Genomic DNA, 26,067 nt, shown 5'->3' on the forward strand with positions numbered 1-26,067 from the left:
CCGCATCAACTTCGATGCGTTTCCCGAAAAACGGTACAGACTACCTTACTCCTTTGAGCCTTTCGAACAGCGGAGCCACACGGTCTTCTCACGAAAACAAGCGGGAACTTCATCCCCCTCGCGCGGCCTTCTTCGTGACAGGCGGCGAGGGGAACCTGCGCACGGGCCTACATGGCGGTACGCAGTTACATGGCGGGGCGCAGTTGGATGATGGCCTGACGTGGATGGACGAAGCCGGTGATGGCTTCTCCTCGGCGTGCGGAGAACAGCAGGGTCTGCTGCCAGCCGGCTTCGGGGACGACGAGCTCGCGTTCCGGGAATCCGGCGGCAGTTGTGCCGGCTTGCGGCGCAGCGGTGGCCGTACCGTCTTGTGCAGCGGTGATGCCGGCATGTGTCACGGCGGCCTTGTACCGGCGGAAGGGGTCGCCTTCGGCGAAGAATCCCATCACATCCTGCTCGCCGGCGGCACCAGCGTGCAGTTGGTCGGCCATATCGGTCAGACGTGCCGCCATGCGGCGCAGCAGCGCTTCGACGTTCAGCGAGTCTTCCTCGACCATCGCGCGCGTGCGGTCCGGGTCGGTCAGGGACACGCGGGTCATGTCCCTCCAGCAGCCGGCGGCCAGCGCGGCGGCGATGTTGCGGTCCGGGTTGGCGACCAGTTCGTTGATCAGCGCGGTGGACACCACATGCGGCATGTGGGAGATCATCGCTGCGGCCTTGTCATGCGTTTCGTCGTCCACGACGATGACGCGGTTGCCGACGTCCTTGGTGATCATCGCGGCGACGTCGAGGAAGCGGCGGTAGTCCGTGGACTCGTCCACGGTGATGGCCCATAGGGCACCGTCGTACAGATGCGGGTCGGCGGCCTGCCAGCCGGACAGTTCGTTGCCGGCCATCGGATGGGCGCCGACGTAGCACTTCCCCAGCCCGGCAGCCTTGACCTGATCGCGGACCATGCCCTTGACCGAGCCCACGTCGGTGAGCGTGGTGTTCGGATGGTCGCCCATGAGCGGGGCCAGGGCGGCGAGGATTGCGGGCATCGCCTTGAGCGGATTGCACAGCACGACCACATCCGGCTCGGCATCCATGAGTTCGGAGAGCGTGCTCTTGCAGAAAATGCCATCGGCTTCGGCCTGGGCGTAGGGGTGCGGGCGATGGTTCCACGCGACGACGCGCACGCCGCGCTCGGTCAGGCGGCGTGCGAGCGAGCCGCCGATCAATCCGAGTCCGACGATTCCGACTGTATCTACCACAGCAGTTCCTTCCTTGCTTCCTCGGTGTACTGCCAGCCTTCCGGCGCGCGATTGGTGATGTGGACGCCGCCCTCGGGCAGCATCCAGGCGTCGACCGGCGGGTTCGGGCGTTCGCGGCGTGGGTAGACGGCCAGGGTTTTTGCCCAGTCGCCGTGTCCGGCGATCTCTTCCAGTGCGGTGCGGAATCTCGGCTCCCAGGGGGCGGCGTCAAGGGTGGCGATGAAGCTGTAGGTTCCGTCGTGGCCTTTGATCGGGCGCGAGATGAAGCTGGTCATGTTCAGTCCCGCATCGCGCAGGACGTCCAGCAGGTCGGCGAGTACGCCGGGGCCGGTGACCAGCGGGATGAAGGTGATGATGGTTTCGAAGTCGCCGGCGTCATTGCTGTGGGCGCGGGCGTTGAGTTCCTGGACCACATCACGCGGGGCGATGACAAGGAATTCGGTGTGCGCGCCATCGAAATCCTGCACATGTTCGGCGAGGGTGTCGAGATCGTAGAGTTCGCCGCAGATGCTGGGGCCGAGCGCCACGCGGCCGGGCTTCAGGTCGCGGCAGGCGGCGGCGTTGGAGGATGCGGGTTCGGGCTGCAAATGGTGTTCGGCGATGAACCGGGTGCATTGGGCCAGACCGTGCGGGTGGGCGCTGACGGGGTTGCCGGTGCAGTCGTAGATGCTGTGGCCGCGCACGGTGAAGGCGTTGAAGGCCACGTCCACACTGATCCGGGCGAAGCCGGCCGCGTTGGGGGCGTCGATCAGCGCGTCGAGATTCGGGACCACATAGCCTTCGACGTTGTTTTCCCATGCGATGACGCCCCAGCCTTGGCGCGACTGTACGGCCTGCATGATCGCGGGCACGTCGGGCAGAGCGATGAGGTCGAAGTCGCCGAGTGTGGCGAACTGGTCGGCGGCCGTCATTGCCGCCTGATGGGTGAAGGTGCCCTCCGGGCCCAAGTAAAACAGTTTCATGCGTGCCATAAAGTTCTATGGTAGCGGCCGTAATCCCCTACGCCCGCCGATACGCGACGCATTCCCGGGAATGTATCGCCATATATAGTTACGCGCGCGATTCAGAATGAGTGGGAATGACGAACCAGCGGGCGGGAAGAATGAGCAGGACGACTTGGACCAGTATCAGGCCGTACAGCCAGATGTAGCCGGCATGTTGGGAGAAGAACGGCATGTCGCCTTGGAATCCGGCGACGATGAGCGCTTTGCCGGATGTGGTGGTCAGCGCCATGCCCCATGCGGTCAGTGAGGAGGCGATGAGGTGCAGGGCCAGTCCGACCGCGCCCATGCGCGAACGGGCGCACCATGTCGATAGGCCGATCAGCAGAAACGCCAGCACCAGACCATACGGAATATTCAGTTCCGCACCCATACGGTGGGCGAACGTGCCCACAAAGGCGGAAGCCACGCCCGCCGCAATCGTGATCAACGATTTGACCAGCGCGTTCTGGCGATACGACCACGGACGCAATTCAGTAGTGCTCTTCACAGTCATGCGTTTCAGTATAGGTGGGGATATGACTTGGTGAGGAATAAACTTAGCTCCCCTCAGAGAGGGGAGCTAGAGAGAATGGTCGGCTACAGCCGCACCAAATCACTTACCCTGCTGGGCGGCGTTCTGGCGGCGCTGCTTGGCGCGCCACTTGTACCAGTCCTCACGGCCGAGGATGATCTTGCGCACGCGGATGGACTCCGGGGTGACTTCCACGCACTCGTCCTCGTTGGCGAAGTCCAGGGACTCCTCAAGGCTCATCTTGATCGGCGGGGTCAGGGTTTCGAGCACGTCAGCGGTGGAGGAACGCATGTTGGTCATGTGCTTGGCCAGCGTGATGTTCACGTCCAGCTCGTCGGGCTTGTTGTTCACACCCACGACCTGGCCTTCATACACCGGGGACTGCGGTTCGACGAAGAAGTTGCCACGGGCCTGCAGACGCTGCATGGCGTACGGGGTGGCGATACCCTTGCGATCGGAAACCATGGAACCGTTCTGGCGAATGGTGATGGCGCCAGCCCACGGCGCGTAGCCGGCAGAGATGGAGGAGGAGATGCCGGTGCCACGAGTGGCGGAAAGCAGCGCGGTGCGGAAGCCGATCAGACCACGGGACGGCACGGTGAACTGCAGACGGACCCAGCCGGAGCCGTGGTTGGTCATGCCATCCATACGGCCCTTACGGTCGGCCATGAGCTGGGTGACGGTACCCATGTACTCTTCCGGCACGTCGATGGTGGTGTTTTCCATCGGCTCGTTGATCACGCCGTCGATCTTCTTGGTGACCACCTGCGGACGGCCGACGGTCAGCTCGTAGCCTTCGCGGCGCATCTGCTCGGCAAGCACGGCCAGCGCCAGCTCGCCACGGCCCTGGACTTCCCAAGCGTCGGGACGGTCGGTGGGCAGCACCTTGATGGACACGTTACCGATGAGCTCGCGGTCCAGACGGTCCTTGATCATGCGGGCGGTGAGCTTGTGGTCCTTGCCCTCGGTGCCGGCCAGCGGGGAGTCGTTGGTGCCGAAGGTCATGGAGATGGCCGGATCGTCCACATGGATGAGCGGCAGCGGCTTCGGGTCGTTGGGGTCGACGATGGTCTCGCCGATCATGATGTCGTTAACGCCGGCAACGGCCACGATGTCGCCGGGGCCTGCGGATTCGACCGGGATACGCTCGAGGCCCTGGGTGCGCAGCAGTTCGGAGACGCGGAAGTTCTCGAGGGAGCCGTCCACACGGGACAGGCCGTAGGTCTTGCCCTTCTCAAGGGTGCCGTTGTAGATACGGACCAGACCGAGTCGGCCGAGGAAGTCGGAGGAGTCGATGTTGGCCACGTGAGCCTGCAGCGGGGCGCCCTCCTCGTATTCGGGGGCCGGGATGGTGGAGATGATGGTTTCGAACAGCGGCTCGAGGTTGTCGTTGTCCGGCAGGCCACCGTCGGCGGGCTGGTTCACGGAGGCGTAGCCGGCCTTGGCGGCGCAGTAGATGACCGGCATTTCAAGCAGCTGGTCAAGGTCCAGGTCGATGCCCTCGTGCTGCACGTCGTCGGCCAGGCCGAGCAGCAGGTCGGAGGTTTCGCCGACGACCTCTTCGATACGGGCGTCGGGGCGGTCGACCTTGTTCACGCACAGGATGACCGGCAGCTTGGCTTCGAGGGCCTTGCGCAGCACGAAGCGGGTCTGCGGCAGCGGGCCTTCGGAGGCGTCCACGAGCAGCACGACGCCGTCAACCATGGAGATGCCGCGCTCGACCTCGCCGCCGAAATCGGCGTGGCCGGGGGTGTCGATGATGTTGAGGGTGATGCCCTCCGGGTGGCCGTACTTGGCGGCCAGCGGACCGGTGTATTCCACGGCCGTGTTCTTGGCGAGGATGGTGATGCCCTTCTCGCGTTCCAGATCGTTGGAATCCATTACACGATCCGGCACTTCCTCACGCTCGGAAAACACGTGCGACTGCTGAAGCATGGCATTGACCAGGGTGGTCTTGCCGTGATCGACGTGAGCCACAATCGCCACATTACGGATATCTCCACGAACCGCCATCGAAACCTCTCTTAATACTGATTCTTTTGCGTAATCGTTCGGTACTTGCGTTCTCGAGTACTTAAGTACTTACTCTGAGGTGTTTATTCATACCTACACACAAACCGTCACGATGGTACTCGCACACCTTGACTATGTCGGAACATAGAAAAGCACCTCACAACGGCAGAACTCCCGCGTCTCGACGAACCCCTCGCGGGATTTCTGCCGTTTTTACGGCCTTCAAACGGCAGAACCCCCGCGTCCCTTTCGCCGGGACGCGGGGGTTCTGCCGGTAATCAGGCAAATATCTGTTCTCCCGTCATCGACTTCCGTCAGTCTTCGAGATCGAGGCCTTTGCGTTCGGGCAGGCAGAGGGCGGCGACGCAGGCGATGATGAAGGCGGCGGCGAAGATGATGAAGGCCACGGCCTTGTTGCCGCCGGACAGGGTCAGGAACCACGGCATGAGGAGCGGCGCGATGATGGCGGCGATGCGGCCCACCGCTGCGGCGGCACCGGCGGCCGCGCCACGCAGGCGGGTCGGGTAGATTTCCGGGGTCACGGCGTACAGCACGCCCCACGCACCGAGGTTGGAGGCGGACAGCAGCATGCCGAACACGAGCACGAGGGCCACAGATCCGGCCTGCGAGAACGCGAAGGCGGCCACGGCGGAGACGGCCAGGAAGATGCTCAGCGTCTTGCGGCGGCCCCAGACCTCCACCAGCCAGGCGGCTAGGAAGTAACCGGGCAGCTGGGCGATGGAGATGGCGAGCGTGTAGCCGAATGACTTGGTCAGGGAGCCGAACTGGTCGGCGAGCAGCGACGGCATCCATGTGAACGCGCCGTAGTAGGAGAAGTTCACGAAGAACCACGTGGCCCAGATGGCGATGGTGCGGGCCAGGTACTTGGAGCCGAACAGTTCGCGCGTCTTGATCTTCGGCAGCGGCTTGCCCTTGGGAGAGGTTACCGGGGCTACTCCCCCGGCTTCCTCGAAGTAGCGCACGGCCTTTTCGGCTTCGTCTTCGCGACCCTTGGCTTCGAGGAATCGCACGGATTCTGGGATGTGCACGCGGGTGACGATTGCGTAGAGCAGTGGCAGCGCGCCGATGGCCAGCGCCCAGCGCCAGCCCCAGTCGCCGGTGTTCGGGATCACGAAGTAGCCGATCATGGCGGCGACGATCCAGCCGACGGCCCAGAACGATTCCAGCAGCACAGTCATGCGGCCGCGCTGTTTGGTCGGCGAAAACTCGGAGACCAGCGTGGAGGCGACCGGCAGTTCCGCTCCCAAGCCCAGTCCGATGATCAGTCGGGCGCCGAGCAGCATGCCGAGTGACCAAGATAGGGCCATGGCACCGTTGGCGATGCCGAAGATAATCAGTGTGGCGGTGAACACGGTTTTGCGGCCCACGCGGTCGGCGATGAAGCCGCCCACTGCCGCGCCGATGGCCATGCCGACGAAGCCGATGGACAGCACCCATGACTTTTCGGTCGGGGTGAGGTTGAAGTGCGGGTCGGCGGCGATGGCGGCGACTACGAAGGAGACGAGGCCGACGTCCATGGCGTCGAATGCCCAGCCGATGCCGGAGGCGACGAGGAGTTTGCGGTGCGCCTTGTTGAAGGGCAGCCGGTCGAGGCGCTCGTTGCGGGTGAGCTGCGCGGGTTGCGCTGAAGTGGTGGTGCTCACGTCGTTTCCTTTCTGGTAAGTGGCGTCAGATTTAATGGCGGGTCAGGTCGGTGTAGGACTCTTCGATGGCCAAGCTGATGCGTTCGACTTGTTCGCGGGTCAGCGGCTTGCGGAAGGTCATGCGTAATGCCGATTTGGCGATGGACGGTTCGAGGCCCATCGCCAGCAACGTGGCAGGAATCTCGTGGCGCCCGATGGCGCAGGCCGAGCCGGATGAGGCAGCGATGCCGCGCGCGTCCAGGTCGACGAGCAGCGCTTCCCCGGTGACGCCGGGGAAGATGAAGGAGGCGTGACCGGGCAGACGGCGTTCGGGGTCGCCGGTCAGGTCGGCGCGAGGCGCGACCCGGCGAACCGCGTCGATGAGCATGTCTCGGGACGCGACCAACTCACGGTACTGCGCCTGCATGCGCGCATTCGATTCGTTGAGTCCGATGGCGAGCGCCACGGCACCGGCCACGTTCTGCGTGCCAGAGCGCAGGCCGCGTTCCTGCCCGCCTCCGGACAGCACCGGTTCGATGGGTGTGCGGCCGCGTACCAGCAGCGCTCCCAGACCTTTGGGGGTGCCGAATTTGTGTCCGGATACGGACAGGGCGTCCACATCCCAGTCACGAAAACGAATCGGAATCTGCCCGGCGGCCTGTACGGCGTCTACATGGATGGGCACGCCGTGCGCGTGGGCGATGCGGACCAGTTCCTCCACGGGTTCCACGGTGCCGACCTCGTTGTTGGCCAGCATGGTGGAGACCATCGTGGTACGTTCACTGGCCTCGCCGTCGAGCTCGCGTTCAAGTGCGTCGAGATCGAGATGTGCTTGCGCATCCACGGGAATGCGCACGACTTCGAAACCGAACCATTCGTGCAGCCATGCCGCCGATTGGGCCACGGCCGGGTGCTCGATAGCGGAAATGATAATGCGCGGGCGACAATTTGCCGGCTGTTTGCCATCGGCTTCGGCGAATCCGCAGACCGGCCGCAAGCCCAGTTTGCGCATGCGCGCCATGGCGATGCCTTTGATGGCCAGATTGTCCGATTCGGTGCCGCCTGAGGTGAAGATCACGTCATCCGGCCGGGCGCCCAATGCCGCGGCAAATGATGCGCGAGCCGCGTCCAGCGCGCGGGCCGCGGTTTTGCCGGGCTGGTGCACGCTGGCCGGATTGGCGTAGGCCTCAGTCAGGAACGGGGTCATGGCCTCGATGACTGCCGGGCTCACTGATTCGGTGGCGGCGGCGTCCAGGTACAGTTCGCCGGGTTCACCGGATGCGTTGGGGGTATCGGCCATGACTAGTTCCAATCCAATCCGAGGTCGATGCTGCGCACAGAGTGGGTGAGCGCGCCCACGGAGATCACGTCCACGCCGGTGACGGCCACGGCTGGCACTCGCTCCAGGCTCATGTTGCCGCTGGCTTCCACGATGGCCTTACCGTCGATGAGCTCCACGCCGCGACGGGTGTCGTCGAGCGAGAAATTGTCCAGCATGATGGTGTCCGCTCCGCCGGCGAGCACGGCGGGAATCTGGTCAAGGCGGTCGACTTCCACTTCGATATGCGTGGTGTGGCCCACCTGTTCGCGCACGTGGCGGATCGCGCCGGCCAGGTCGATGCCGCGCGCGGCGAGCGCCGCCAGATGGTTGTCCTTCATCATGACCGCGTCGGACAGTCCGTAACGATGGTTGTGGCCGCCGCCGCAGACCACGGCGTATTTCTCGAACGGGCGCAGGCCGGGCGTGGTTTTGCGCGTATCGACGATGCGGGTGCGCTCGTAGCGGCGCGGCCGGGTGACGGGTCCGTCATAATCATCGCCGTAGATGGCGTTCACCGCGTCCACGAAGGCGGCGGTCATGGTGGCGATGCCGCTCATGCGCTGAGTGAAGTTGAGGGCGATGCGCTCGGCGGTGAGCAGGTCGCGTACCGGGCCTTTCACGGTGGCGAGTATCTGGCCGCGCTGGAATCGCTCGCCGTCCTTGATGGCGGCGGTGACGGTGACGGCCGGGTTCTGTGCGGCGAAGGCTGCGGCGAACACGTCGATGCCGCTCATCACGCCGTTTTCGCGCGCGGTGAGGTGGGCCGAGCCGGTTTCGTCCGCGGGGATGGTGGTCTCGCAGGTGATGTCGCCGTAGGGCGCGTCTTCGGCGAGCGCCGCTTCGACGGCGACGCGGATGATGTGTGATGTGAGCATGGGTCAGTCCTTGATGTAGGCGACGGAGTGGGCCCAGTTGTCGACTGGCTCGCTGTGGTCGGTGCGGGCGTGGGCGCCTCTCGACTCGGTGCGGGCGAGCGCGGCGGTGGCGGCCACATAGCCTACGGTGAGCATGTTGCGGTTCTCCAAAGCCTCAACGCTGCTTGCAGCACCATCGGCGTTTACATCAGCCTGGGCGTTTGCGGCGGCGAGGCCTTGGCCGAGTTCGGCGATGGCGGTTTTCAGTCCGGCCTCGTCGCGCAGCACGCCGACGCCATGCCACATGGTGTTCTGGATGCGGGTACGATTCCACACCTTGTCGGCGGCGGTATCGTCAGCAGCAGCCGTAGCGGCAGGGGCGGCCAGCGCGATCGGCGCATGGTCGAACACGGCACCGGTGGCGGAGTTCAGGAACGGTTCGGGTGCCCAGACCGCGTCGTCACCGTCCGCGACGGCGGCCAGACCGGCGCGGCGTCCGTAGACGAGCCCCTCGAGCAGCGAGTTGGAGGCAAGACGGTTGGAGCCCATGACACCGGTACGAGCGCATTCGCCGGCCGCATACAGGCCGGGAATGGAGGTCCGGGCGTTCAGATCGGTGCGAATGCCTCCCATGTAGTAGTGCGCGGCGGGCGCCACCGGAATCGGCTCCTTGCTCCAGTCGAAGCCAAGCGAACGCGTATAGGCGTCGATGGTCGGGAATCGGTGGGCCAGGAAGCTGGCCAGGTCGGGGTTCTCGCGGGCCATCGGCGAGACGTCGAGCATCACGGGCTTGCCGCCTTGCGCCTGCATCACGCGGAAGTTCTCGCGGGCCACGACGTCACGCGGCGCGAGTTCGGCGCGCGGATCGATGTCCTTCATATACCTGTGGCCATGCTCATCCAGCAGCACCGCACCTTCGCCGCGCACGGCTTCGGAGACGAGGAAGTGCTCGCCCACGGCCATGGCGGTGGGATGGAACTGGTAGAACTCCAGATCGGCGACCTGGGCACCGGCACGCCATGCGACGGCGAGGCCGTCCGCGGTGGCGACCGGCGGATTGGTGGTGTACGGGTACATACGGCCTGCTCCACCGGCGGCCAAGATCACCCGGTCGGCGGCCAGATCCTTGTCCTGCCCGTCGATCAGCAGGTGGACGCCGGCGATGTGGCCGCCCCGCACGATGAGATCTTTGAGGAAGGCGTTCTCGATGATGTGGATGCGCGGGTTCTTGCGCACCATGGCGGAGACGTCCAGTTCAAACACTTTGCCGGTGGCGTCTCCCCCGGCATGCACCACGCGGGCGCGCGAATGAGCCGCTTCCAGGCCGCGCAGCATGTGTCCATGCGCGTCGCGGTCGAAGTGGACGCCGGCCGCGGCGAACTCGCGGACGCGCTCCGCACCCTCACGGGTGAGGATGTCCACGGCCTTCGGGTCGCACAGGCCGTGGCCCGCGGCCATGGTGTCGGCGGCATGCAGCTTCGGGTCGTCGTCGGAGAAGATGGCTGCAGCGATGCCGCCCTGCGCATGATAGGTGTTTGATTCCACCAGTTCGGCCTTGGTTACCAAGGTCACGTCGTGTCCGGTGCCGGCCACGGCCAGTGCCGCGGACAGTCCGGCGACGCCGGCGCCCACGACGACGATTTCAGTGTTGCTCATTGTGTTGCTTTCCTCTGTTTTTGCGTCATCTGCTCCCTTCAGTCCGCTACGCGGACAGCTCCCCTCATGTACGAGGGGCGTCAGGGATGGATCACGGGTGAACGCGCAGCATGCGCTCCAGTGCCACCTTGGCTTCGCGGGCGGTGTCTTCGTCCACGGTGATGCGATTGACCACGTTGCCGGCTTCGAGGTTCTCCAAAGCCCAAGCCAGGTAGGCCGGGTGGATGCGGTACATCGTGGAGCAGGGGCAGACCACGGGGTCCAAGCAGAACACGGTCTTGTCCGGGTACTGCGCGGCCAGACGGTTCACCAGGTTGATTTCGGTGCCCACAGCAATGGCGGATCCGGCGGGCGCGTTGGCGATCTCCTTGACGATGTACGCGGTGGAGCCAGTACCGTCGGCGGCATCGACCACCTGCATCGAGCACTCGGGGTGCACGATCACCTTGACGCCCGGGTATGCCTTGCGGGCACGTTCGACCTGTTCGACGGTGAAACGCTGGTGCACGGAGCAGAAGCCCTTCCACAGAATCATCTTGGCGCGGGCGTAATCGGCCGGATCGGCGGCGCCGCCCTGTGCCTTGAACGGATCCCACAGCGGCATCTCGCTCAGCGGAATGCCCATCGCGCGGGCGGTATTGCGGCCCAGATGCTGGTCCGGGAAGAACAGCACGCGCTTGCCGCGGGCGAACGCCCATTCCAGCACGGCGTGCGCATTGGAAGAGGTGCATACGATGCCGCCGTTGCGTCCGCAGAACGCCTTCAGCGCGGCGGATGAGTTCATGTAGGTGACCGGAATGATCTGCTGCAAGCCATCGGAGTCCGGCTGGGTGCCGCAGATCTCGCCGAGCTGGTCCCAGCATTCCTGGACCTGGTCGATGTTGGCCATGTCGGCCATCGAGCAGCCGGCGGACAGGTTGGGCAGGGTCACGCTCTGTTCGGGCGTGGAGAGGATGTCGGCGGTTTCGGCCATGAAGTGCACGCCGCAGAACACGATGTGGTCGGCGTCCGGGCGTTCGGTGGCGTTCTTGGCCAGCTGGAAGGAGTCGCCCACGAAATCGGCGTGCTTGATGATCTCGTCACGCTGGTAGAAGTGGCCCAGAATCAACAGTTTGGAGCCGAGACGCTGCTTGGCGTCGGAGATGCGCTGCTGCAGTTCCTCGTCGGAGGCCTTGCGGTATTCGTCCGGCAACACCTGCTGGCGCGGCGCGTTGGCGGGCAGACGGTCGAGCATCGAGGCACCGGGACCGTAGCTGGGTGTGGTGGTGTCGAAGTGCCATGGGTCCTGGGTCAGTCCTGCATCGCAGGTGCTTTGCGCGCCCAGCTTGGCGATGATCTCGTCAACGGACGGCGCAGTGAATAGTGCGGTCATAGTGGTTCCTTTCCTATATACGTCTGTGATACCGGCCCGAAGCGGGTCGGCGGGAAAAATCAGATGCGCGCGGATGGGATCAGCGCGTCGAGAGCGTCTTCACGCTCGCCTTGTCTGGACAGTTCCACGATGTCGTCACCATCGGATTCGTGGGGCGTACCGTTCTCGACAGGTCGTTTGGGGATGTAGCGGTAGACGGTGGCCGGTCGTTGGCGGCCTTCGCGCATCTTCTCCCCGGTGTCTTCAAGGTCGCCCGAGGCAAGCATTTTGCGGCGGAAGTTCGCCAAGTCGAGGGGTTCGCCGCCAATCGCCTCATAGACGCCGTGCAGTTGGCGCAGGGTGAACGTGGGGCCGAGCAGTCGGGTGGCCACGTCGGAGTATTCGATTTTGGAGCGCAGGCGGAGCAGCGCGTAGTCGATGATCTGGCGATGGTCGAACGCCAGCTCGGGCAGTTCGTCTTCGGGGAACCATCGTACGTTGTCACCGTCCTCGAAGCCCGCGGCCTCGGTCTGGCCGACGAGCGCCCAGTACACGACGGATACCATGGGCAATCCGCCATGGGACCGGGTCGGGCCTCCAAAGGTGTACAGCTGTTCGAGGTATCGCGGGTGCAGGTCTGTGGTCGATTCGAGGGCCGCGTAGGCAGACTGTTCCAACGACCGGTCGGAGCGCAGGTCACCGCCGGGCAACGCCCAGCAGCCCAGGAACGGCTGACGGACGCGCTTGACCAGGGGCAACCAGAGACAGGAATGGGCCGAGTTCGCGGCGTTGCCGGAATCGGCGGCACTGTTGCCGGTATCGCCTTCCGGGCCGAGTGCCAGAATCACCACTGACACGCCGACCTGTGGCGGTGCGCTGCGGCGCTCGGACACATTGCCGAATCCCATGCCATGCCTCTTTCCATACCGGTTGTTCTCCCTGCATTGAGAGCATAGCACTACTTATAGTCACAATGACCATAAATCACATATCGGATGGTCTAGCGCACGAATATTGGTCAGGCAGCGGGCCCCAATCGCTACGAAATCACGTCCGTATCTTCCGATTTCGACTGTGTCATTTCGGCGACGGACGGGAGGAATGGCGCTAGGGAGGGTAGTTCGTCGAGACTCTTCAGACCCATTTGGTCGAGGAAGAATTCGGAGGTGACCAAGAGGGCCGCGCGGGATTCGGGGTCCACGCCGTCTTCCTTGATAAGGCCGCGTACCGTGAGCGAGCGAATCACTCCATCGGAGTTGACACCGCGGATCGCGGCCACTTGGGCTCGGGTGACGGGTTGGCGATAGGCCACGATGGCAAGCGCCTCCAGTGCGGCCTGACTGAGTCTCGCAGTCTGGCCGTCGGTGACGAATGATGAGACGACCGGCTCGAACGCGGCGCGACTGGCGAACTGCCAGCCACGAGCGGTGCGGCGCAGTTCGAAGCCGCGCGGGCGGATGTCACGGGATTCATCGCCCTCATAGTCATCGTGCAGGGCTCGCAATGCCTCTTCGACTGTGTTGCGATCCAATGCCAAAATACGGGCCAGCTCGGTGGCGGTCTGCGGCTGGTCGGCGACCATCAGAATCGCTTCCAGACAGGCGGGCAGCCCGCCGGGAAAATCGTCTACCGCGAAATCCACGTATTCGGGGTGCGTCTCCTCCACTCCCCTCACCGCGGCCTTTGCGGATTCAGCCGTCGATTCGGCATCCGCCATGTGTTCGGTTGTATTCGTTGCGTCAATCTGTTCAGTCACCAATCGCCGTCCTTACGCAAAATCACCTTCGGAAATGTTCACGTCGCTCATCGTTTCGGCTACGCCGGGTACCCACCTCAGGTGCAGTTCGGCAAACGGACCATCTTGCTGATACTGCAGCACACCTTGTTTGAAGAACACGAGCACGGCCATGAACCGAGCCACCACCTCAATACGAGAAGTGCAGTCCCGGGTCAATTCGCTGAACGATATCGACTGGTCGCCCTTGGATTCCAATGCCGCGATCAGCCGGTCGCGCACCACCAGCGATTGGGCCCGCAGATCGACCAACGGCACGTGCAGCTGATGGATCGACACTTCGGAGGCGGGCGCGTTGGCGATGACCTGGGCGGTCAGTCGGGCGAGTTCGAGCGGAGTCAGCGTCCATACCAGCTCAGGCAGCATGGCGGCAACGCCCTCGTCCATGGCCGCCGGGTGCGGGAATCGGCCGGAGTTGGCGGCGATACGCGCCCGGAAGTCACCTGCGGCCTGCTTGTAGGCGCGGTATTGGAGGAGTCGGGCGAACAGCAAATCGCGTTCGCGCAGCACTTCGAGGCTCTGCTCGTCGTGCTGGCTGTCTTCGCCGCCGGGCAGAATCGCCACGCTTTTGGCCTCGACCAGAATAGAGGCGATATCGAGAAAGGCGCTGGCCTCATCCATGTTTTTTGTGAAATCGAGCCCGCGCACGTATGTCAGGAATTCCTCGGTGATCGAGGAGAGGGAAACTTCGGTCAGCTCGAGTCTGTTGTTGGCGATCATGCCGAGCAAGGCATCAAACGGACCGGAATAGACTTCGAGGTTGACCCGGAAGCCGGAAGTGGCGGATTCCTCCGTGCTGATTTCGGCTTCCGCGGAGCTCCCCTCAGCCTCGCTACGCGAGCCAGCTTCCCTCAGAGAGGGGAGCCGAGAAAGGGAAGTCTCATTCATCGTTTATCGAAACAATCGTTACGCCACGATGCCGCGAGCAATGAGCTCACGTGCCACCTCACGGTATTCCTTTGATGTCTTGTGCTCAGGGGCATAGACCACCACGGGCGCGGCGGCAACCGTGGAATCGGGCAGTTTGATGGAGCGGGAGATGAACGTGTGGAACACCTTTTCGCTGAACGCCTCGTAAACGCGCTGGCAGACCTCTTCGCAGTGCAGTGTCTTGGTGTACATGGTGATGAGCACGCCATCCACTTCCAATGCGGGATTGATGCGGGACTGCACTTTTTCGATGGACTGCATAAGCAGGGCCACACCGCGCAAGGCGAAGAATTCGGCGGCCACGGGAATGATCACGCCATCAGCTGCGGCAAGCGCGTTCACGGTGAGCAGGCCGAGCGATGGCTGGCAGTCGACGATGATGAGATCGTATTCCGACTTGAGCTTGCGCAGCACGCTGTTCAGGATCTGCTCTCGGCCCACTTCGGTGACCAGCTGGACCTCGGCGGCGGACAAATCGATGTTCGCCGGAATCACATCGATGTTCTCGAATGCGGTGTGCTGCACCACATCATGTGGGTCCACGGAAATATCGAACAGCGCGGTGTAAATCGTGTTCTCCACGGTATTCGCGTTGACGCCCAGTCCCACAGTGGCGGCACCCTGCGGATCGAAATCGACGATAAGCACGCGGCGGCCATACTGGGCCAACGCACCGGCAATATTGATGGAGCTGGTGGTCTTACCTACGCCACCCTTCTGGTTGCACATGGCAATGACACGCGCCGGACCGTGCTGTTGCAGCGGTTCGGGTGCGGGGAAGGTTTCGTATTCACGTCCAAGCAAATCGGTAGGCATACTGTCTACCTTATCAACATCCGGGTTCGCTGGGGGTGCAACGACATACGTTCCTGTCATAGGCAGCGTTCCTTGACGGAATGCGCTGTCTTTATCGCGGGTATCTCGCCAGTCGTCCATCGTTGCCCTCGCCCCCTTTGTCGGGAATACCTGCTCGCCCATCCTAATGTACTCGCCGGGCTCGCCTCGGAACACCGTTTTGCCGCTGGTATTCCAGTGTTCCGAGGTTTATGGATCTCGTCTCGTACTATGTCGATGCGCTTACTCGGTGCGCAGTGCGGTGGCCGGGTCTTGCTTGGCTGCCTTACGCGAGGGAATCAGGCCGCCGATCAGCGTGAGCACCACGCTTAGGATCACCAGCACCACGCCACCGGTCACCGGCAGGGCGGCATTGACGTCCGCATTGCCGATGAAGTGGTGTAGCACGGCGTTGATCGGAATATTGAGCAGCACGGTCAAGCCCACGCCCAACAGGCCGGAGCATAGGCCGATGATGCCGGTCTCCGCATTGAACACCTGGGATACGTTGTGCTTCGAGGCACCCATTGCGCGTAGGATGCCGATTTCCTTGGTGCGCTCCAGCACCGAAATGTAGGTGATGATGCCGATCATGATCGAGGAGACGATCAGCGAGACGGACACGAACGCGATAAGCACGTAGGAAATCACGTTGACGATGGTGGTCACCGAACTCATCATGAGCCCAACGTAATCCGTGTAGGTGATCTTGTCTTTCTTCGAGACGGTGTTGTTGTAGTCGGTGATCGCGTCGGCGATGTGGTCCTTGTCTTCGAAGCTGTCGGCGTAGATGTTGATCGAGCTGGGCGCGTCACGACTCACCACACCGAATGCGGCGAGGTTGTCGTCGTAGGTGCCGGTCGACACGTACTGGTCGTAGATCGCGACAAGCACGTCGTTCGAAGCCGTGGCGATATACGCGTCGAAACTGTCGGCGAGCTGCTGTTCGCTCATCGCGGCCATGGCGGCGGCCTGATCGCCGGCACCCGCCGCGCCAGCGACACCTGCAGCACCAGCACCAGCGGCGTCCGATGTGCCCGTGCCGGACTGCTGCCCGGCGCTCATCATCGACTTGGCCATGTTCGCCTTCTGCGTCACGCCCAGCGAAGCCACGTAGGTGCGCGCGTCGGCCACCTTGGTGGCATCGTCCGAGGGCGAGAACGTCATGCCGTTGAGCACGTTCGTGTTCGGGTTGGCCTTCTGATCGGTAACGATGGCGCTGGAGGCCGCACGGTCGATCAAATCATTGGTCAGAGCGCGCGCGTACCCCACACCAGCGGCCAACGGCGTGGCCGAAGCATCCTTCTTCGCCTTGACGACGCCCACCACCTTGAGTTTGGTGGCCGTTTCGAGGCGCTGTTCGATTTCGTCCTTGTCGTTGCCGATGAAACGGTAGTGGCCGTCATCGCCCTTGACGTACTGGTCGGATGCCGGAATCATGTACAGCGTCTGATCGAGGGCCTTAGCATAGTCGATCTTGTCTTGTGGAGTGCTGACCTTGTCGCCGGCGTTGAGCTTGGACATCATCTCGTGGTAATCGGAGGCGGGCAGCAGGCCGAGCTCGTACAGCGTGGTCAGCGGCACGCTGTTGTTGTCGTCAAGCACCAGCACCACTTCATCCTTGGACTTCGGCCATGAACCGTTGACCACCTGGTAGTTGTCGGTGATAACCTTGCCTACGAGCTTGCTGTCGTCCGCTCCCGGCATGATCTCGTTGAACGAGTCGGGCGCGGCGTTCTCATCGGTTTTGCCGGTCAGCATCGACATCTGCTGCGAGGTGATCGACGAGGTGCCGGACATGCCGGACGAGCTTGTGGACGCCATCTGCGAGGCCATCGAGGCAGAGTCGCTGGATCCGATCGTCACGCCGTCCGCATTGACCAGCGTGCCGTCGGGGTCGTGGTCGAACACGGAGAATTTCACGTCATATGTGTACTGGATGCCGGTGGAACCCACATACTGGTGAATCTCGCTCTTGGAATTATCCAGGTATTTCTTGAAGCGGGTCAGGTTGTTTTCGGTAATCGAACTGGTCAGGCTGGACGCCTGCTTGACGCTGCGGTCGTCCGGGTAGATGCCGTCGGTTTTGTGCGTCTTGCCGCCGTATCCGCCATCGCCGCCCATCTGTCCGCCCATCATGCTGCTCAGGTCGAAGGTCTGGGAGTCGACGGTGATCGGGTAGGCGGTCATCGTGTCACGCTGGATGTCACTGATGTATGTGTTCACGCCAGTCGACACCGATAGAATCAGCGCGATGCCGATGATGCCGATCGAGCCGGCGAACGAGGTCAGCAGGGTGCGCGCCTTCTTGGTTTTCAGATTGTTGAAGCTCAACGCCAGCGACGTGGCGAACGACATCGACGCGCGGCCCATCGTCTTGTACACGGCCGGCTGTTCGGCCGTCTCATCCACGACAAACGGGTCGGAGTCGGAGCGGATCACGCCGTCGCGCAGGTTGACGATGCGCGTGGCATATTGTTCCGCAAGTTCGGGGTTGTGGGTGACCATGACCACGAGGCGGTCCTTGGCCACGTCCTTGAGCAGGTTCATGATCTGCACGGACGTGTCCGAATCGAGCGCGCCGGTCGGCTCGTCGGCCAGGACGATGTCCGGGTCGTTGACCAGTGCGCGGGCGATCGCCACGCGCTGCATCTGGCCGCCGGACAGCTGGTTTGGCTTCTTGTTGATGTGTTCGCCGAGTCCGACCTTCTCCAGCGCCTTGCGCGCACGTTCGCGACGGTCGGCCTTGCCGATGCCGGAAATCGTCAGCGCGAGTTCGACATTCGACAGAATCGTCTGGTGAGGGATCAGATTGTAGCTCTGGAACACGAAGCCGATGGTGTGGTTGCGGTACGAATCCCAATCGCGATCCTTGTATTGGCGCGTCGAGATGCCGTTGATCACCAAATCGCCGTCGTCATACCGGTCGAGGCCGCCGATGATGTTGAGCAAGGTGGTCTTGCCGGAACCCGAGGGACCCAGAATCGCGACGAATTCGCTGTCGCGTAGGTTCAGGCTGACTTTGTCAAGCGCCTGCTGAACGAAATCACCGGTTTTATAGCGCTTCGAGATCGATTTGATCTGCAGCATGAATACCTCTTCCTGGCTGACGGTTCGCTGTTATGTACTGTATTGTCACGCCTTGAATTTCCGGCCGACTTTGGTGCTCCCCCGCCGCGATTCCGCTATGGGCGGACGCGTCGCAAAATGGTGTGTCTCACCGCGCTCTGGGATGTGAGGTCAGATACGTTTCGATCAGGGTTTCAGGGCTTACGTGCGTGTAGATCTGCGTGGTGGTCACGCTGGCGTGCCCGAGCAGTTCCTGCACGGTGCGCACGTCCGCGCCGCCTTGGATCAGGTGCGTGGCAAAGGAATGGCGCAAGGTGTGCGGATGGAGTGGTTTGGTGATGCCGGCCCGCTCCCCGGTTGCTTTGACGATTTCCCATACCGATTGCCGCGAGATGCGCTTGCCGCGTTTGTTGAGAAACAGTGCGCGCCTCTCGGGAATCTTGGCGCTGGAGCGCTGTTCCAACTCGCCACGCCCCGCATTGAGGTATGCGGTGATGGCCCGGCATGCGTAACTGCCCAATGGCACAAGCCGCTGCTTGGAGCCCTTGCCCATGAGTCGCGCGATGTGCTCGTCCAGGTCGATGTCGTCCAGATTCGCACCGGTGGCTTCCGAGACGCGGCAGCCGGTGGCGTACATGAATTCGAGCAGGGCCTTGTCCCGTAATACCACCGGATCGGTTGAGCCGCCGGCTGCCGCCGCGTCGAGCAGACGGGTTACCTCGTCCACGGTGAGTACGTCAGGCAGGGTGCTGGCACCTTTGGGTGCCTTGACTGCGGCAGAAACGTCGGCAGTCACCGCGTGCTGGCCGAGCGCGAAGCGATGGAATTCATGGATCGAGGCCAGTCTTCGGGCTTTGGAGCGGGCGGACTCCCCCGCCTGGTCAAGGGCGGCGATGTAGTCTTCGACGTCTTGTTTGGTTATGGCGTCCGGTTCGTGGATGCCGCGGGTTTCGAGCCAATCAATGTATTTGGCGATATCGGATTCGTAGGCGGTGACGGTGGCCGTGGCGAGCCCTCGCTCCACGCCGATGTGGACGAGGAACTGCTCGGTGAGTCTGGTGAATCCGTTGGTCATAGTGCCCATGGTACAAAGAAACCCCGCTCGGAAGCGGGGTTTCTAGTGTGAAGTCACGACTTCAAGCAATCAGGCCTCAACCGGAGCGTTGACGTCCTCAGGCAGGGCGGCCTTGGCGGCGTCCACGATGGTCTTGAAGGTGTCCGGGTCGGAGACGGCGATCTCAGCCAGAGCGCGACGATCCAGCTCGATGCCGGCGAGACGCAGGCCCTGGATGAAGCGGTTGTAGGTGATGCCCTCAGCGCGGACGGCAGCATTGATGCGCTGGATCCACAGCTTGCGGAAGTCGCCCTTGCGAGCCTTGCGGTCACGGAAGTTGTAGTTAAAGGAGTGCAGCAGCTGTTCCTTGGCCTTGCGGTACAGGCGGGAGCGCTGGCCACGGTAGCCGGAAGCCCTCTCGAGAACAACGCGACGCTTCTTGTGGGCGTTCACTGCGCGCTTGACACGTGCCATAATCTATTCCTCAGCTTTCTAAAGTCTTGTTATTTCCGGGTAAGCCCTATGCTCACTTCTGCAGAAGCTGGTGCAGCTTCTTGGCCTGGCCGCCGCGCAGCACATCGTCGGCGGACAGTTCACGGCGCTTGCGAGCGGACTTGTGCTCGAGGTTGTGGCGCATGGCGGAACCGACATGCTTCACCTTGCCGGTGCCGGTGATCTTGGCGCGCTTGGAAGCGGCGGAATTAGTTTTCATCTTCGGCATTGCTGCCCTCCTTGCTGGTTTGCTTCTTGTCGGAAGTCTTCTGAGAAATCGCGGACTGCGCGTCGGCCGCGGCCTGAGCCTGAGACTCCTGCTTGGCCGCGAGACGAGCCGCCTGGCGAGCCTGACGCTCGGCGCGGGACTCGGCGCCACGACGACGCTGCTCGGACTGGGTGTGCACCTTCTTGCCCTTCGGCGCAAGGGTCATGATGATGTTGCGGCCCTCCTGCTTCGGCTTGGACTCGACGGTGCCGTATTCCTCGACATCGTCGGCCAGACGCTGCAGCAGTTCCACGCCACCAATCGGGCGGGAGATCTCACGACCGCGCAACATGATGGTGACCTTGACCTTGTCGCCTCCGTTAAGGAAGCGGGTCACATGGCCCTTCTTCACGTCGAAATCGTGGTCGTCAATCTTCAGGCGGAAACGAATCTCCTTGATTTCCGCGGTGCTCTGGTTGCGGCGAGCTTCACGAGCCTTGATCTTCTCGTTGTACTTGAACTTGCCGTAATCAATGAGCTTGGCGACCGGAGGCTTCGCGTTCGGGGCCACCTCGACGAGATCGAGGTTTGCCTCCTTGGCCAGGTTCAGCGCGACGGAAGTCGCGATGACGCCCACCTGCTCGCCCTTCGGGCCGATCAGGCGTACCTGCGGGACGCGAATCTCGTCGTTAATACGTGGTTCGTCGCTGATGATGACTCCAATCCTCTACTTCAATTCCGTGGCGAGGGCCTTTGCTGGAGTCCTGTTCAATGCTTTGGGTTCATGGCAAGCCAAAGCCCGCGCCAATATGCGCTCAGCTTCTGCAGACGCATATCAGTTCTTTGCGTCATTCCTGATTACGCGTTGTATATCGCAATCGCTAGGCTGTTTGCCTTGAACCCGAGGCCTTGAAAGGCTTCCAGGTGGGGTTGCCCCGCTTTCTTGATTTCTCAAGCCAAATAGAAAGTCTACCATACGCCCGGACATTCGCGGTCCGTGTGTCGAACCTACTGCACGGCGCGCAGCAGACCGCCGAAGCCTTCGTCTTTGAGAATCTGCCGATATGGGCCGGCCTCATCGGCGATGATTTGATCGATGGCATGCATGCCGAGTACTTCGACCGGCGCCTTGTCGTCGGTGAGAATAGTCGACGCTGAGTCCGGTTCGTTCACCTTCCGGAATCGAGAGGCGACCTCTTCCATATACCATTCGAGATCTTCGCTGCCGGTGCGCTCGTAGGTGGTCTCACGCAGGTTGAGCGCCTTGGAGGCCTGCTGCATGGAGTTCTCTTCGGAGCCGGAACCCGGCTTCTTGGCGAACAGTTCACGGTTCGTGGTGTTCGGCACGTCGGCCGTCAGTGTGTTCCCATTGCCGAACACGCTGGCGATGGTATCGCTCAACGCCTCGTTGATCGAACCTTGGCCGTCCGAGATCATGTTCATGTTCACCACCATCACGCCGCCGGGGTTCAGGTGCTCTCTGACCATGGTGAAGAACTCGGTGGAGCTCATCTGGAAGGGAATGGTGATGTCCTGATACGCATCGACCATGATCACGTCGTACTTGTCATGCGAGGCGGCGAGCCAGGCTCGGCCGTCATACGTGGTCACGGGGATGTCGGCGGGCTCATCGAAGTATTCGCCGGCCAGATCGGTGATCTTCTGGTCAATCTCCACGCCGGTGATGTTCATTTTCGGATAATACTGCTTCAGCTGGCGGGCGTAGGTGCCGGTGCCCATGCCGAGGATCAGCGCGGAATTGGCATTGTCGGCGAGCGCCGGCGCAGCCAGGGCCGTGTCGTAGTACATACCTGTCAGTCCTTTGTCTTTCATCGTGACGGACTGCACGCCGAACAGCACGTTGGTGGACAGGATCGTGCGGTCGGAGAGGTTCTTGACCTGCAGGTAGTTGTAGATGGACTCGCCCTCATAGGCCAGGTTGGTTTCCCAGAACGCGAAGCCGGTCAGGGGCGAGACACAGGACGTGGCCACGAAGATCACGGCGCTGACCACGCAGGCGATGCGCTTGGCCTTGATCGAGATGAAGTAGATCAGCGGACATGCCGGAGAAGAATTCGGTGATGTAGAGGAATATCTTTGATTTGAGAATCGGCCGTTCGCTTGCCTCGGTGATCTGTGCCATCGCTCCGCTCCCCTGCCTGTGCGCCTATCGACTACTGTTCTGATGCGTAGCCTATCAGCATTTTCCCGGCCGATGGGTGGATACCGGCTACAGTAGGCATCATGACTCAGGTATGCGTGATTTTTGGTGCGGGCGAATACTATGCGGGCACGCCCGTGGTGCCGGCCGGCGCGTATGTGATTGCGGCCGATGGCGGGCTCGACCATACGCGCCAGTTGGGTATCGTGCCCGATGTGGTGGTGGGCGACTTCGATTCGCTGGAGGGCCGGCCGCCCCGCACCGATGTGCGCACCATCGCGCTGCCCGCGCTGAAGGACGATCCGGACATGCTCTCCGCGCTGAAGGTCGGTTGGTCGGCGGGTTGCCGCGAATTCCATGTCTATGGCGGTTTGGGCGGCCGCATTGACCATACGATTTCCGGCATTCAACTGATGGCATTATTGGCCCGGCATGGGGCAAGCGGGTATCTGTATGGTGATGGGCTCATCGTCACGGCCATCACCGATGGTAGGCTTTCGTTCCCCGCGCATCCGGTGCCCGAGGACGGCCGCATGGTGTCTGCGTTCTCCCACTCCGATGTTTCGCTTGGCGTGAACGAGCCGGGGCTGAAATATGAGCTTAAAGACGGCACGCTGACCAATACGGTGGTGCAGGGGGTCAGCAACGAGTTCCGCGACGGCGTGGACGCGGCCATCAGCGTGGAGCACGGCACACTGATCGTCACCTTCCCCATCGAGGTGGCGTTGCCTCAGGTGAGTCGATTCCACGAATTTGGCGGCGATATCGGCGAGCTGGACACCGCAGTGTCCAAGCTGCTGGTTCGCTGACTTGCATGCCGCGCGCTTGCTCATGATGATTCGAGACATTCCTCCAAAGGAGAGGAAAAATCACATGTCGGTTGCGGGCAATCCGAATTGTGAGCGCTCACAGAAAATACGGCATTTTTGCCCAAAACGCACGCTGAAACGTTGCCATGTGTACAGAGTCGGCATTACAGTAGCAACTGTTGGTAAACAATGGCCCGGTGTGCCAAAGCGCGCCAAGGCCACCCTACAAGGGAGAATTACATGACAGTTAAGATTGGTATCAACGGCTTCGGTCGCATTGGTCGTCTCGCCTTCCGTCGCATCTTCGAGCTGCAGGCTCGCGGCGGCCAGGCTGGTGACATTGAAGTTGCCGCCATCAACGATCTGACCACCCCGGCTACCCTGGCTTACCTGCTGAAGTACGACAGCACCCACGGCACCTTCCGTCATGACGATGGCACTCCGGTTGACGTCAAGGCCACCGAAGACTCCATCATCGTCGACGGCAAGGAATACAAGGTCTACGCCGAGAAGGACGCCAACAACATTCCGTGGGTCAAGAACGACGGTGTTGAGTACGTGCTCGAGTGCACCGGCTTCTACACCTCCGCCGAGAAGTCCCAGGCTCACATCAACGCTGGCGCCAAGAAGGTCCTGATCTCCGCCCCGGCCAAGGATGACACCACCCCGACCGTTGTGTTCGGCGTGAACCACGACATCCTCAAGGCTTCCGACGTGATCGTCTCCGCCGGTTCCTGCACCACCAACTCCATGGCCGCCATGGTCAAGCTGCTGGACGAGAAGTTCGGCATCAAGGCCGGCTTCATGACCACCATCCACGCCTACACCGGCACTCAGATGCTGCTCGATGGCCCGCGTGGCACCAAGACCGGCCGCAACCTGCGCGCCGCCGCCATCAACACCATCGCCCACTCCACCGGCGCTGCCAAGGCCATCGGCAAGGTCGTTCCGTCCGTGAACGGCAAGCTGCAGGGCCACGCCCAGCGCGTCCAGGTTCCGGACGGCTCCGTCACCGAGCTGACCACCGTTCTGAACACCGAGACCACCGCCGACGAGATCAACGCCGCCTTCAAGGCTGCCTTCTCCGACACCGATTACTACGGCTACAACGATGAGGGCATCGTCTCCTCCGACATCCTCGGCGACACCCACGGTGGCGTGTTCGACCCGACCCAGACCGACGTCAACACCATTGATGGCGTGACCCTGGCTCGCACCGTGTCCTTCTACGACAACGAGTACGGCTTCACCTCCAACATGATCCGTACCCTGCTGTACTTCGCTGAGATCTCCGAGTGAACCATTGCGGTCTAGGCCGCTACGGTTCGTTTGAGAACTAAGCTGTGAGACCCCCGCCTTGTGCGGGGGTTTCTTCGTAGTAGAACGGTAATCATGGCAAAGAAAAGCAAGCATGATAAGGGCGCGGGTTCCACTCCGGCGACAGTCCAACTGGAGAAGGCGGGCGTGGAATTCCACGTATACGAATACGAGCACTCCAACGACCATATGGATGACGGCTACGGCGTGGAGGCGGCCACCAAGCTCGGCTTCGACGAGCATCAGGTGTTCAAGACGTTGATGGCGGACACCGGTGCCGAACGCGTGGTGGGCGTGGTACCGGTGAGCGGTCATATGGATTTGAAAGCCTTGGCTGCAGCCGTAGGTGCCAAGAAGGCCTCTATGGCCGATCCCAAGGTGGCGATGCGTGAATCCGGTTATGTGGTTGGCGGCATCTCGCCGTTAGGCCAGAAGACACGTCATAAGACTGTGTTGGATGAAAGCGCCCTGCAATTCGACCAAATTCTGGTCTCCGGCGGCAAGCGAGGCCTGTCTGTGGGCGTGAATCCACAGGACCTGCTCAAGGTCTTGAACGCCGTTGCCGCACCAATCGGCACGTGGTGACCGTTCTTGGCTCCCCTCACGGAGGGGAGCCAAGAATGACTACTTCTTCCTGCGCAACTCCGCCGGCAGCACAAAGTGCATGTTTTCTTTGATGGTTTCGACGGACTTCATACCGGTGAAACCCAAGTTTTGCAGAGCGTCAATCACACCGGACACCAGTTCGTCCGGTACGGAGGCACCCGAGGAGATACCTACGGATTCCAGACCCACGAACCATGCCGGGTCAAGCTCGCTGGCATCATCCACGCGATACGCTTTGCCGCGCTCCCCCAAGCCCTCCTGCGCCACCTCCATCAGTCGCACGGAATTCGAGGAGTTGGCCGATCCGACAATCACCACGCAATCGGACTGCTGGGCCACCAGTTTGACCGCAGCCTGACGATTCGACGTGGCATAGCAGATATCCGAACTCGGCGGCTCTTGAATCCAAGGGAATTTGGCCTTCAGCGCGGCAATGGTATCGGCGGTCTCGTCCACGCTCAACGTGGTCTGCGAGAGCAGCACCAGCTTGGTGTCGGGCGCAAAATCCAGCGAATCGACATCCGATTCATGCTCGATCAAGTGCACGTGTTCGGGGCTCTCCCCCACTACACCGACCGCTTCATCGTGACCTTTATGCCCGATATAGACGATTTCATACCCCTCGCGCACGAAACGCAGCACCTCACGGTGCACCTTACCCACCAGAGGGCAGGTGGCATCCACCACATGCATGCCACGACGTTCGGCTTCCGCCTTCACTACCGGAGATACGCCATGGGCGGAAAACACCACCGGAATACCCGCTTGGGCAGCAGCATCCGGAATCTCCGCCAATTCCTGGACGAACACCGCGCCTTGCCCGGCCAAGTCCTCGACCACATGCTTGTTGTGCACGATCTGCCGGCGCACATATACCGGGGGCAGCCCATCCTCGCGCGTCCGCTTTCCGGAAGCCTCCGCGGCTTTGAGAATGGTCTGTACGGTAAGAATCGCACGGTCCACACCCGCGCAGAAGCCTCGCGGATCAGCGAGCACAACGCTTTTGGTCATCGGAACCTCCTGAACGTCAATAGTGTTTTCCAGTGTAAGGCAGGGATTACAGGAATCTGCCGTCACAACTTTTCCGCGTCTCCCACAAATCACCGGTTTCCAAGGAATCCACGTGCTTCTCGCATGATGGTGTGAGACTCGTCACTCCACGTATTGCTACCGTGTTTATACGAAT

Annotated in this window: 24 protein-coding genes; 3 read left to right on the forward strand and 21 right to left on the reverse strand. The window is 62.1% G+C overall.

The features are described from left to right. Positions 1-185 precede the first annotated feature (185 nt). The 20 genes from BLLJ_RS06295 to BLLJ_RS11165 all read right to left on the reverse strand — a co-directional run bounded on the left by BLLJ_RS06295 (position 186) and on the right by BLLJ_RS11165 (position 22,131). Positions 186-1,253, reverse strand: a complete 1,068-nt coding sequence (locus tag BLLJ_RS06295) for a prephenate dehydrogenase (protein WP_013582808.1) — start codon at positions 1,251-1,253, stop codon at positions 186-188. Continuing rightward, entirely contained in the window at positions 1,247-2,224 is a 978-nt protein-coding gene (locus tag BLLJ_RS06300; RefSeq protein WP_008783121.1) for a prephenate dehydratase, read from the reverse strand. Before BLLJ_RS06300 ends, BLLJ_RS06295 begins: the two co-directional genes overlap by 7 nt. A 79-nt stretch (positions 2,225-2,303) precedes the next feature. After that, positions 2,304-2,750 carry an alcohol dehydrogenase gene (locus BLLJ_RS06305; RefSeq protein ID WP_007052607.1) on the reverse strand — a complete coding sequence of 149 codons (447 nt, stop codon included), beginning with the start codon at positions 2,748-2,750 and terminating at the stop codon, positions 2,304-2,306. 99 nt (positions 2,751-2,849) lie between these two features. Further along, a complete protein-coding gene (gene typA / locus BLLJ_RS06310; protein ID WP_007052606.1) occupies positions 2,850-4,781 on the reverse strand; it encodes a translational GTPase TypA in 1,932 nt (643 codons plus the stop codon). A 314-nt stretch (positions 4,782-5,095) separates the two neighbouring features. Continuing rightward, positions 5,096-6,445 (reverse strand): MFS transporter, encoded by a 1,350-nt coding sequence (locus BLLJ_RS06315; protein ID WP_007052605.1) that lies wholly within the window; start codon positions 6,443-6,445, stop codon positions 5,096-5,098. Between the two features lie 31 nt (positions 6,446-6,476). Continuing rightward, entirely contained in the window at positions 6,477-7,724 is a 1,248-nt protein-coding gene (locus tag BLLJ_RS06320; RefSeq protein ID WP_007054451.1) for a cysteine desulfurase family protein, read from the reverse strand. Positions 7,725-7,726: 2 nt separating this feature from the next. Continuing rightward, positions 7,727-8,620 (reverse strand): carboxylating nicotinate-nucleotide diphosphorylase, encoded by an 894-nt coding sequence (nadC, locus tag BLLJ_RS06325; protein WP_007052603.1) that lies wholly within the window; start codon positions 8,618-8,620, stop codon positions 7,727-7,729. A gap of 3 nt (positions 8,621-8,623) precedes the next feature. Beyond that, complete coding sequence (gene nadB / locus BLLJ_RS06330) at positions 8,624-10,255, reverse strand: L-aspartate oxidase (RefSeq protein WP_007054450.1); 1,632 nt, start codon at positions 10,253-10,255, stop codon at positions 8,624-8,626. Positions 10,256-10,346: 91 nt separating this feature from the next. Continuing rightward, the gene (gene nadA / locus BLLJ_RS06335; protein ID WP_007052601.1) at positions 10,347-11,627 is read right to left on the reverse strand and encodes a quinolinate synthase NadA; all 1,281 of its coding nucleotides are present in this window, start codon (positions 11,625-11,627) and stop codon (positions 10,347-10,349) included. 59 nt (positions 11,628-11,686) lie between these two features. Then, positions 11,687-12,514, reverse strand: a complete 828-nt coding sequence (locus tag BLLJ_RS06340; RefSeq protein ID WP_013582809.1) for an NUDIX hydrolase — start codon at positions 12,512-12,514, stop codon at positions 11,687-11,689. Between the two features lie 131 nt (positions 12,515-12,645). Continuing rightward, positions 12,646-13,362, reverse strand: a complete 717-nt coding sequence (gene scpB / locus BLLJ_RS06345; protein ID WP_007055260.1) for an SMC-Scp complex subunit ScpB — start codon at positions 13,360-13,362, stop codon at positions 12,646-12,648. A 12-nt stretch (positions 13,363-13,374) separates the two neighbouring features. Beyond that, positions 13,375-14,289, reverse strand: a complete 915-nt coding sequence (locus BLLJ_RS06350; protein ID WP_007052598.1) for a segregation and condensation protein A — start codon at positions 14,287-14,289, stop codon at positions 13,375-13,377. Between the two features lie 18 nt (positions 14,290-14,307). Continuing rightward, the gene (locus tag BLLJ_RS06355) at positions 14,308-15,147 is read right to left on the reverse strand and encodes a ParA family protein (protein ID WP_007052597.1); all 840 of its coding nucleotides are present in this window, start codon (positions 15,145-15,147) and stop codon (positions 14,308-14,310) included. 261 nt (positions 15,148-15,408) lie between these two features. Next, positions 15,409-18,255, reverse strand: a complete 2,847-nt coding sequence (locus tag BLLJ_RS06360; RefSeq protein WP_013582810.1) for an ABC transporter ATP-binding protein/permease — start codon at positions 18,253-18,255, stop codon at positions 15,409-15,411. Positions 18,256-18,382: 127 nt separating this feature from the next. Next, positions 18,383-19,309 carry a site-specific tyrosine recombinase XerD gene (xerD, locus tag BLLJ_RS06365; RefSeq protein ID WP_032743318.1) on the reverse strand — a complete coding sequence of 309 codons (927 nt, stop codon included), beginning with the start codon at positions 19,307-19,309 and terminating at the stop codon, positions 18,383-18,385. Between the two features lie 69 nt (positions 19,310-19,378). After that, entirely contained in the window at positions 19,379-19,762 is a 384-nt protein-coding gene (gene rplT / locus BLLJ_RS06370; RefSeq protein WP_007052594.1) for a 50S ribosomal protein L20, read from the reverse strand. 52 nt (positions 19,763-19,814) lie between these two features. Further along, positions 19,815-20,009: a 50S ribosomal protein L35 gene (rpmI, locus tag BLLJ_RS06375; protein ID WP_007052593.1), complete on the reverse strand. Its 195-nt coding sequence runs from the start codon at positions 20,007-20,009 to the stop codon at positions 19,815-19,817. Next, complete coding sequence (gene infC, locus BLLJ_RS06380) at positions 19,990-20,712, reverse strand: translation initiation factor IF-3 (protein ID WP_032682519.1); 723 nt, start codon at positions 20,710-20,712, stop codon at positions 19,990-19,992. The genes rpmI and infC overlap by 20 nt, the downstream gene beginning before the upstream one ends. Positions 20,713-20,996: 284 nt before the next feature. Further along, positions 20,997-21,980 carry a spermidine synthase gene (locus BLLJ_RS06385; protein WP_225090007.1) on the reverse strand — a complete coding sequence of 328 codons (984 nt, stop codon included), beginning with the start codon at positions 21,978-21,980 and terminating at the stop codon, positions 20,997-20,999. After that, positions 21,916-22,131 (reverse strand): hypothetical protein, encoded by a 216-nt coding sequence (locus BLLJ_RS11165; RefSeq protein ID WP_162094057.1) that lies wholly within the window; start codon positions 22,129-22,131, stop codon positions 21,916-21,918. Before BLLJ_RS11165 ends, BLLJ_RS06385 begins: the two co-directional genes overlap by 65 nt. A gap of 101 nt (positions 22,132-22,232) precedes the next feature. On the opposite strand from BLLJ_RS11165, the gene BLLJ_RS06390 reads away from it, so the two are divergent. The 3 genes from BLLJ_RS06390 to ybaK all read left to right on the forward strand — a co-directional run bounded on the left by BLLJ_RS06390 (position 22,233) and on the right by ybaK (position 24,860). After that, positions 22,233-22,958 carry a thiamine diphosphokinase gene (locus BLLJ_RS06390; RefSeq protein ID WP_007054441.1) on the forward strand — a complete coding sequence of 242 codons (726 nt, stop codon included), beginning with the start codon at positions 22,233-22,235 and terminating at the stop codon, positions 22,956-22,958. 240 nt (positions 22,959-23,198) lie between these two features. Further along, positions 23,199-24,257 carry a type I glyceraldehyde-3-phosphate dehydrogenase gene (gene gap, locus BLLJ_RS06395; protein ID WP_007052589.1) on the forward strand — a complete coding sequence of 353 codons (1,059 nt, stop codon included), beginning with the start codon at positions 23,199-23,201 and terminating at the stop codon, positions 24,255-24,257. Positions 24,258-24,350: 93 nt separating this feature from the next. Then, positions 24,351-24,860: a Cys-tRNA(Pro) deacylase gene (ybaK, locus tag BLLJ_RS06400; protein ID WP_007054439.1), complete on the forward strand. Its 510-nt coding sequence runs from the start codon at positions 24,351-24,353 to the stop codon at positions 24,858-24,860. A 39-nt stretch (positions 24,861-24,899) separates the two neighbouring features. Here the strand turns inward: ybaK and BLLJ_RS06405 are convergent, their stop codons facing one another. After that, positions 24,900-25,913: a 4-hydroxy-3-methylbut-2-enyl diphosphate reductase gene (locus BLLJ_RS06405; protein ID WP_256337108.1), complete on the reverse strand. Its 1,014-nt coding sequence runs from the start codon at positions 25,911-25,913 to the stop codon at positions 24,900-24,902. Positions 25,914-26,067: the final 154 nt, after the last annotated feature.

It is taken from the genome of Bifidobacterium longum subsp. longum JCM 1217 (genome assembly GCF_000196555.1).
Taxonomy (GTDB): domain Bacteria; phylum Actinomycetota; class Actinomycetes; order Actinomycetales; family Bifidobacteriaceae; genus Bifidobacterium; species Bifidobacterium longum.

Bases quoted from the DNA above. Each gene is read 5' to 3' on its own strand.
- BLLJ_RS06300 (WP_008783121.1), bottom strand. From the start codon at position 2,224: ATGGCACGCATGAAACTGTTTTACTTGGGCCCGGAGGGCACCTTCACC.
- BLLJ_RS06305 (WP_007052607.1), bottom strand. From the start codon at position 2,750: ATGACTGTGAAGAGCACTACTGAATTGCGTCCGTGGTCGTATCGCCAG.
- typA (WP_007052606.1), bottom strand. From the start codon at position 4,781: ATGGCGGTTCGTGGAGATATCCGTAATGTGGCGATTGTGGCTCACGTC.
- BLLJ_RS06320 (WP_007054451.1), bottom strand. From the start codon at position 7,724: ATGGCCGATACCCCCAACGCATCCGGTGAACCCGGCGAACTGTACCTG.
- nadC (WP_007052603.1), bottom strand. From the start codon at position 8,620: ATGCTCACATCACACATCATCCGCGTCGCCGTCGAAGCGGCGCTCGCC.
- nadB (WP_007054450.1), bottom strand. From the start codon at position 10,255: ATGAGCAACACTGAAATCGTCGTCGTGGGCGCCGGCGTCGCCGGACTG.
- nadA (WP_007052601.1), bottom strand. From the start codon at position 11,627: ATGACCGCACTATTCACTGCGCCGTCCGTTGACGAGATCATCGCCAAG.
- BLLJ_RS06340 (WP_013582809.1), bottom strand. From the start codon at position 12,514: ATGGGATTCGGCAATGTGTCCGAGCGCCGCAGCGCACCGCCACAGGTC.
- BLLJ_RS06350 (WP_007052598.1), bottom strand. From the start codon at position 14,289: ATGAATGAGACTTCCCTTTCTCGGCTCCCCTCTCTGAGGGAAGCTGGC.
- BLLJ_RS06355 (WP_007052597.1), bottom strand. From the start codon at position 15,147: ATGCCTACCGATTTGCTTGGACGTGAATACGAAACCTTCCCCGCACCC.
- BLLJ_RS06360 (WP_013582810.1), bottom strand. From the start codon at position 18,255: ATGCTGCAGATCAAATCGATCTCGAAGCGCTATAAAACCGGTGATTTC.
- xerD (WP_032743318.1), bottom strand. From the start codon at position 19,309: ATGACCAACGGATTCACCAGACTCACCGAGCAGTTCCTCGTCCACATC.
- rplT (WP_007052594.1), bottom strand. From the start codon at position 19,762: ATGGCACGTGTCAAGCGCGCAGTGAACGCCCACAAGAAGCGTCGCGTT.
- rpmI (WP_007052593.1), bottom strand. From the start codon at position 20,009: ATGCCGAAGATGAAAACTAATTCCGCCGCTTCCAAGCGCGCCAAGATC.
- BLLJ_RS11165 (WP_162094057.1), bottom strand. From the start codon at position 22,131: ATGGCACAGATCACCGAGGCAAGCGAACGGCCGATTCTCAAATCAAAG.
- BLLJ_RS06390 (WP_007054441.1), top strand. From the start codon at position 22,233: ATGACTCAGGTATGCGTGATTTTTGGTGCGGGCGAATACTATGCGGGC.
- gap (WP_007052589.1), top strand. From the start codon at position 23,199: ATGACAGTTAAGATTGGTATCAACGGCTTCGGTCGCATTGGTCGTCTC.
- ybaK (WP_007054439.1), top strand. From the start codon at position 24,351: ATGGCAAAGAAAAGCAAGCATGATAAGGGCGCGGGTTCCACTCCGGCG.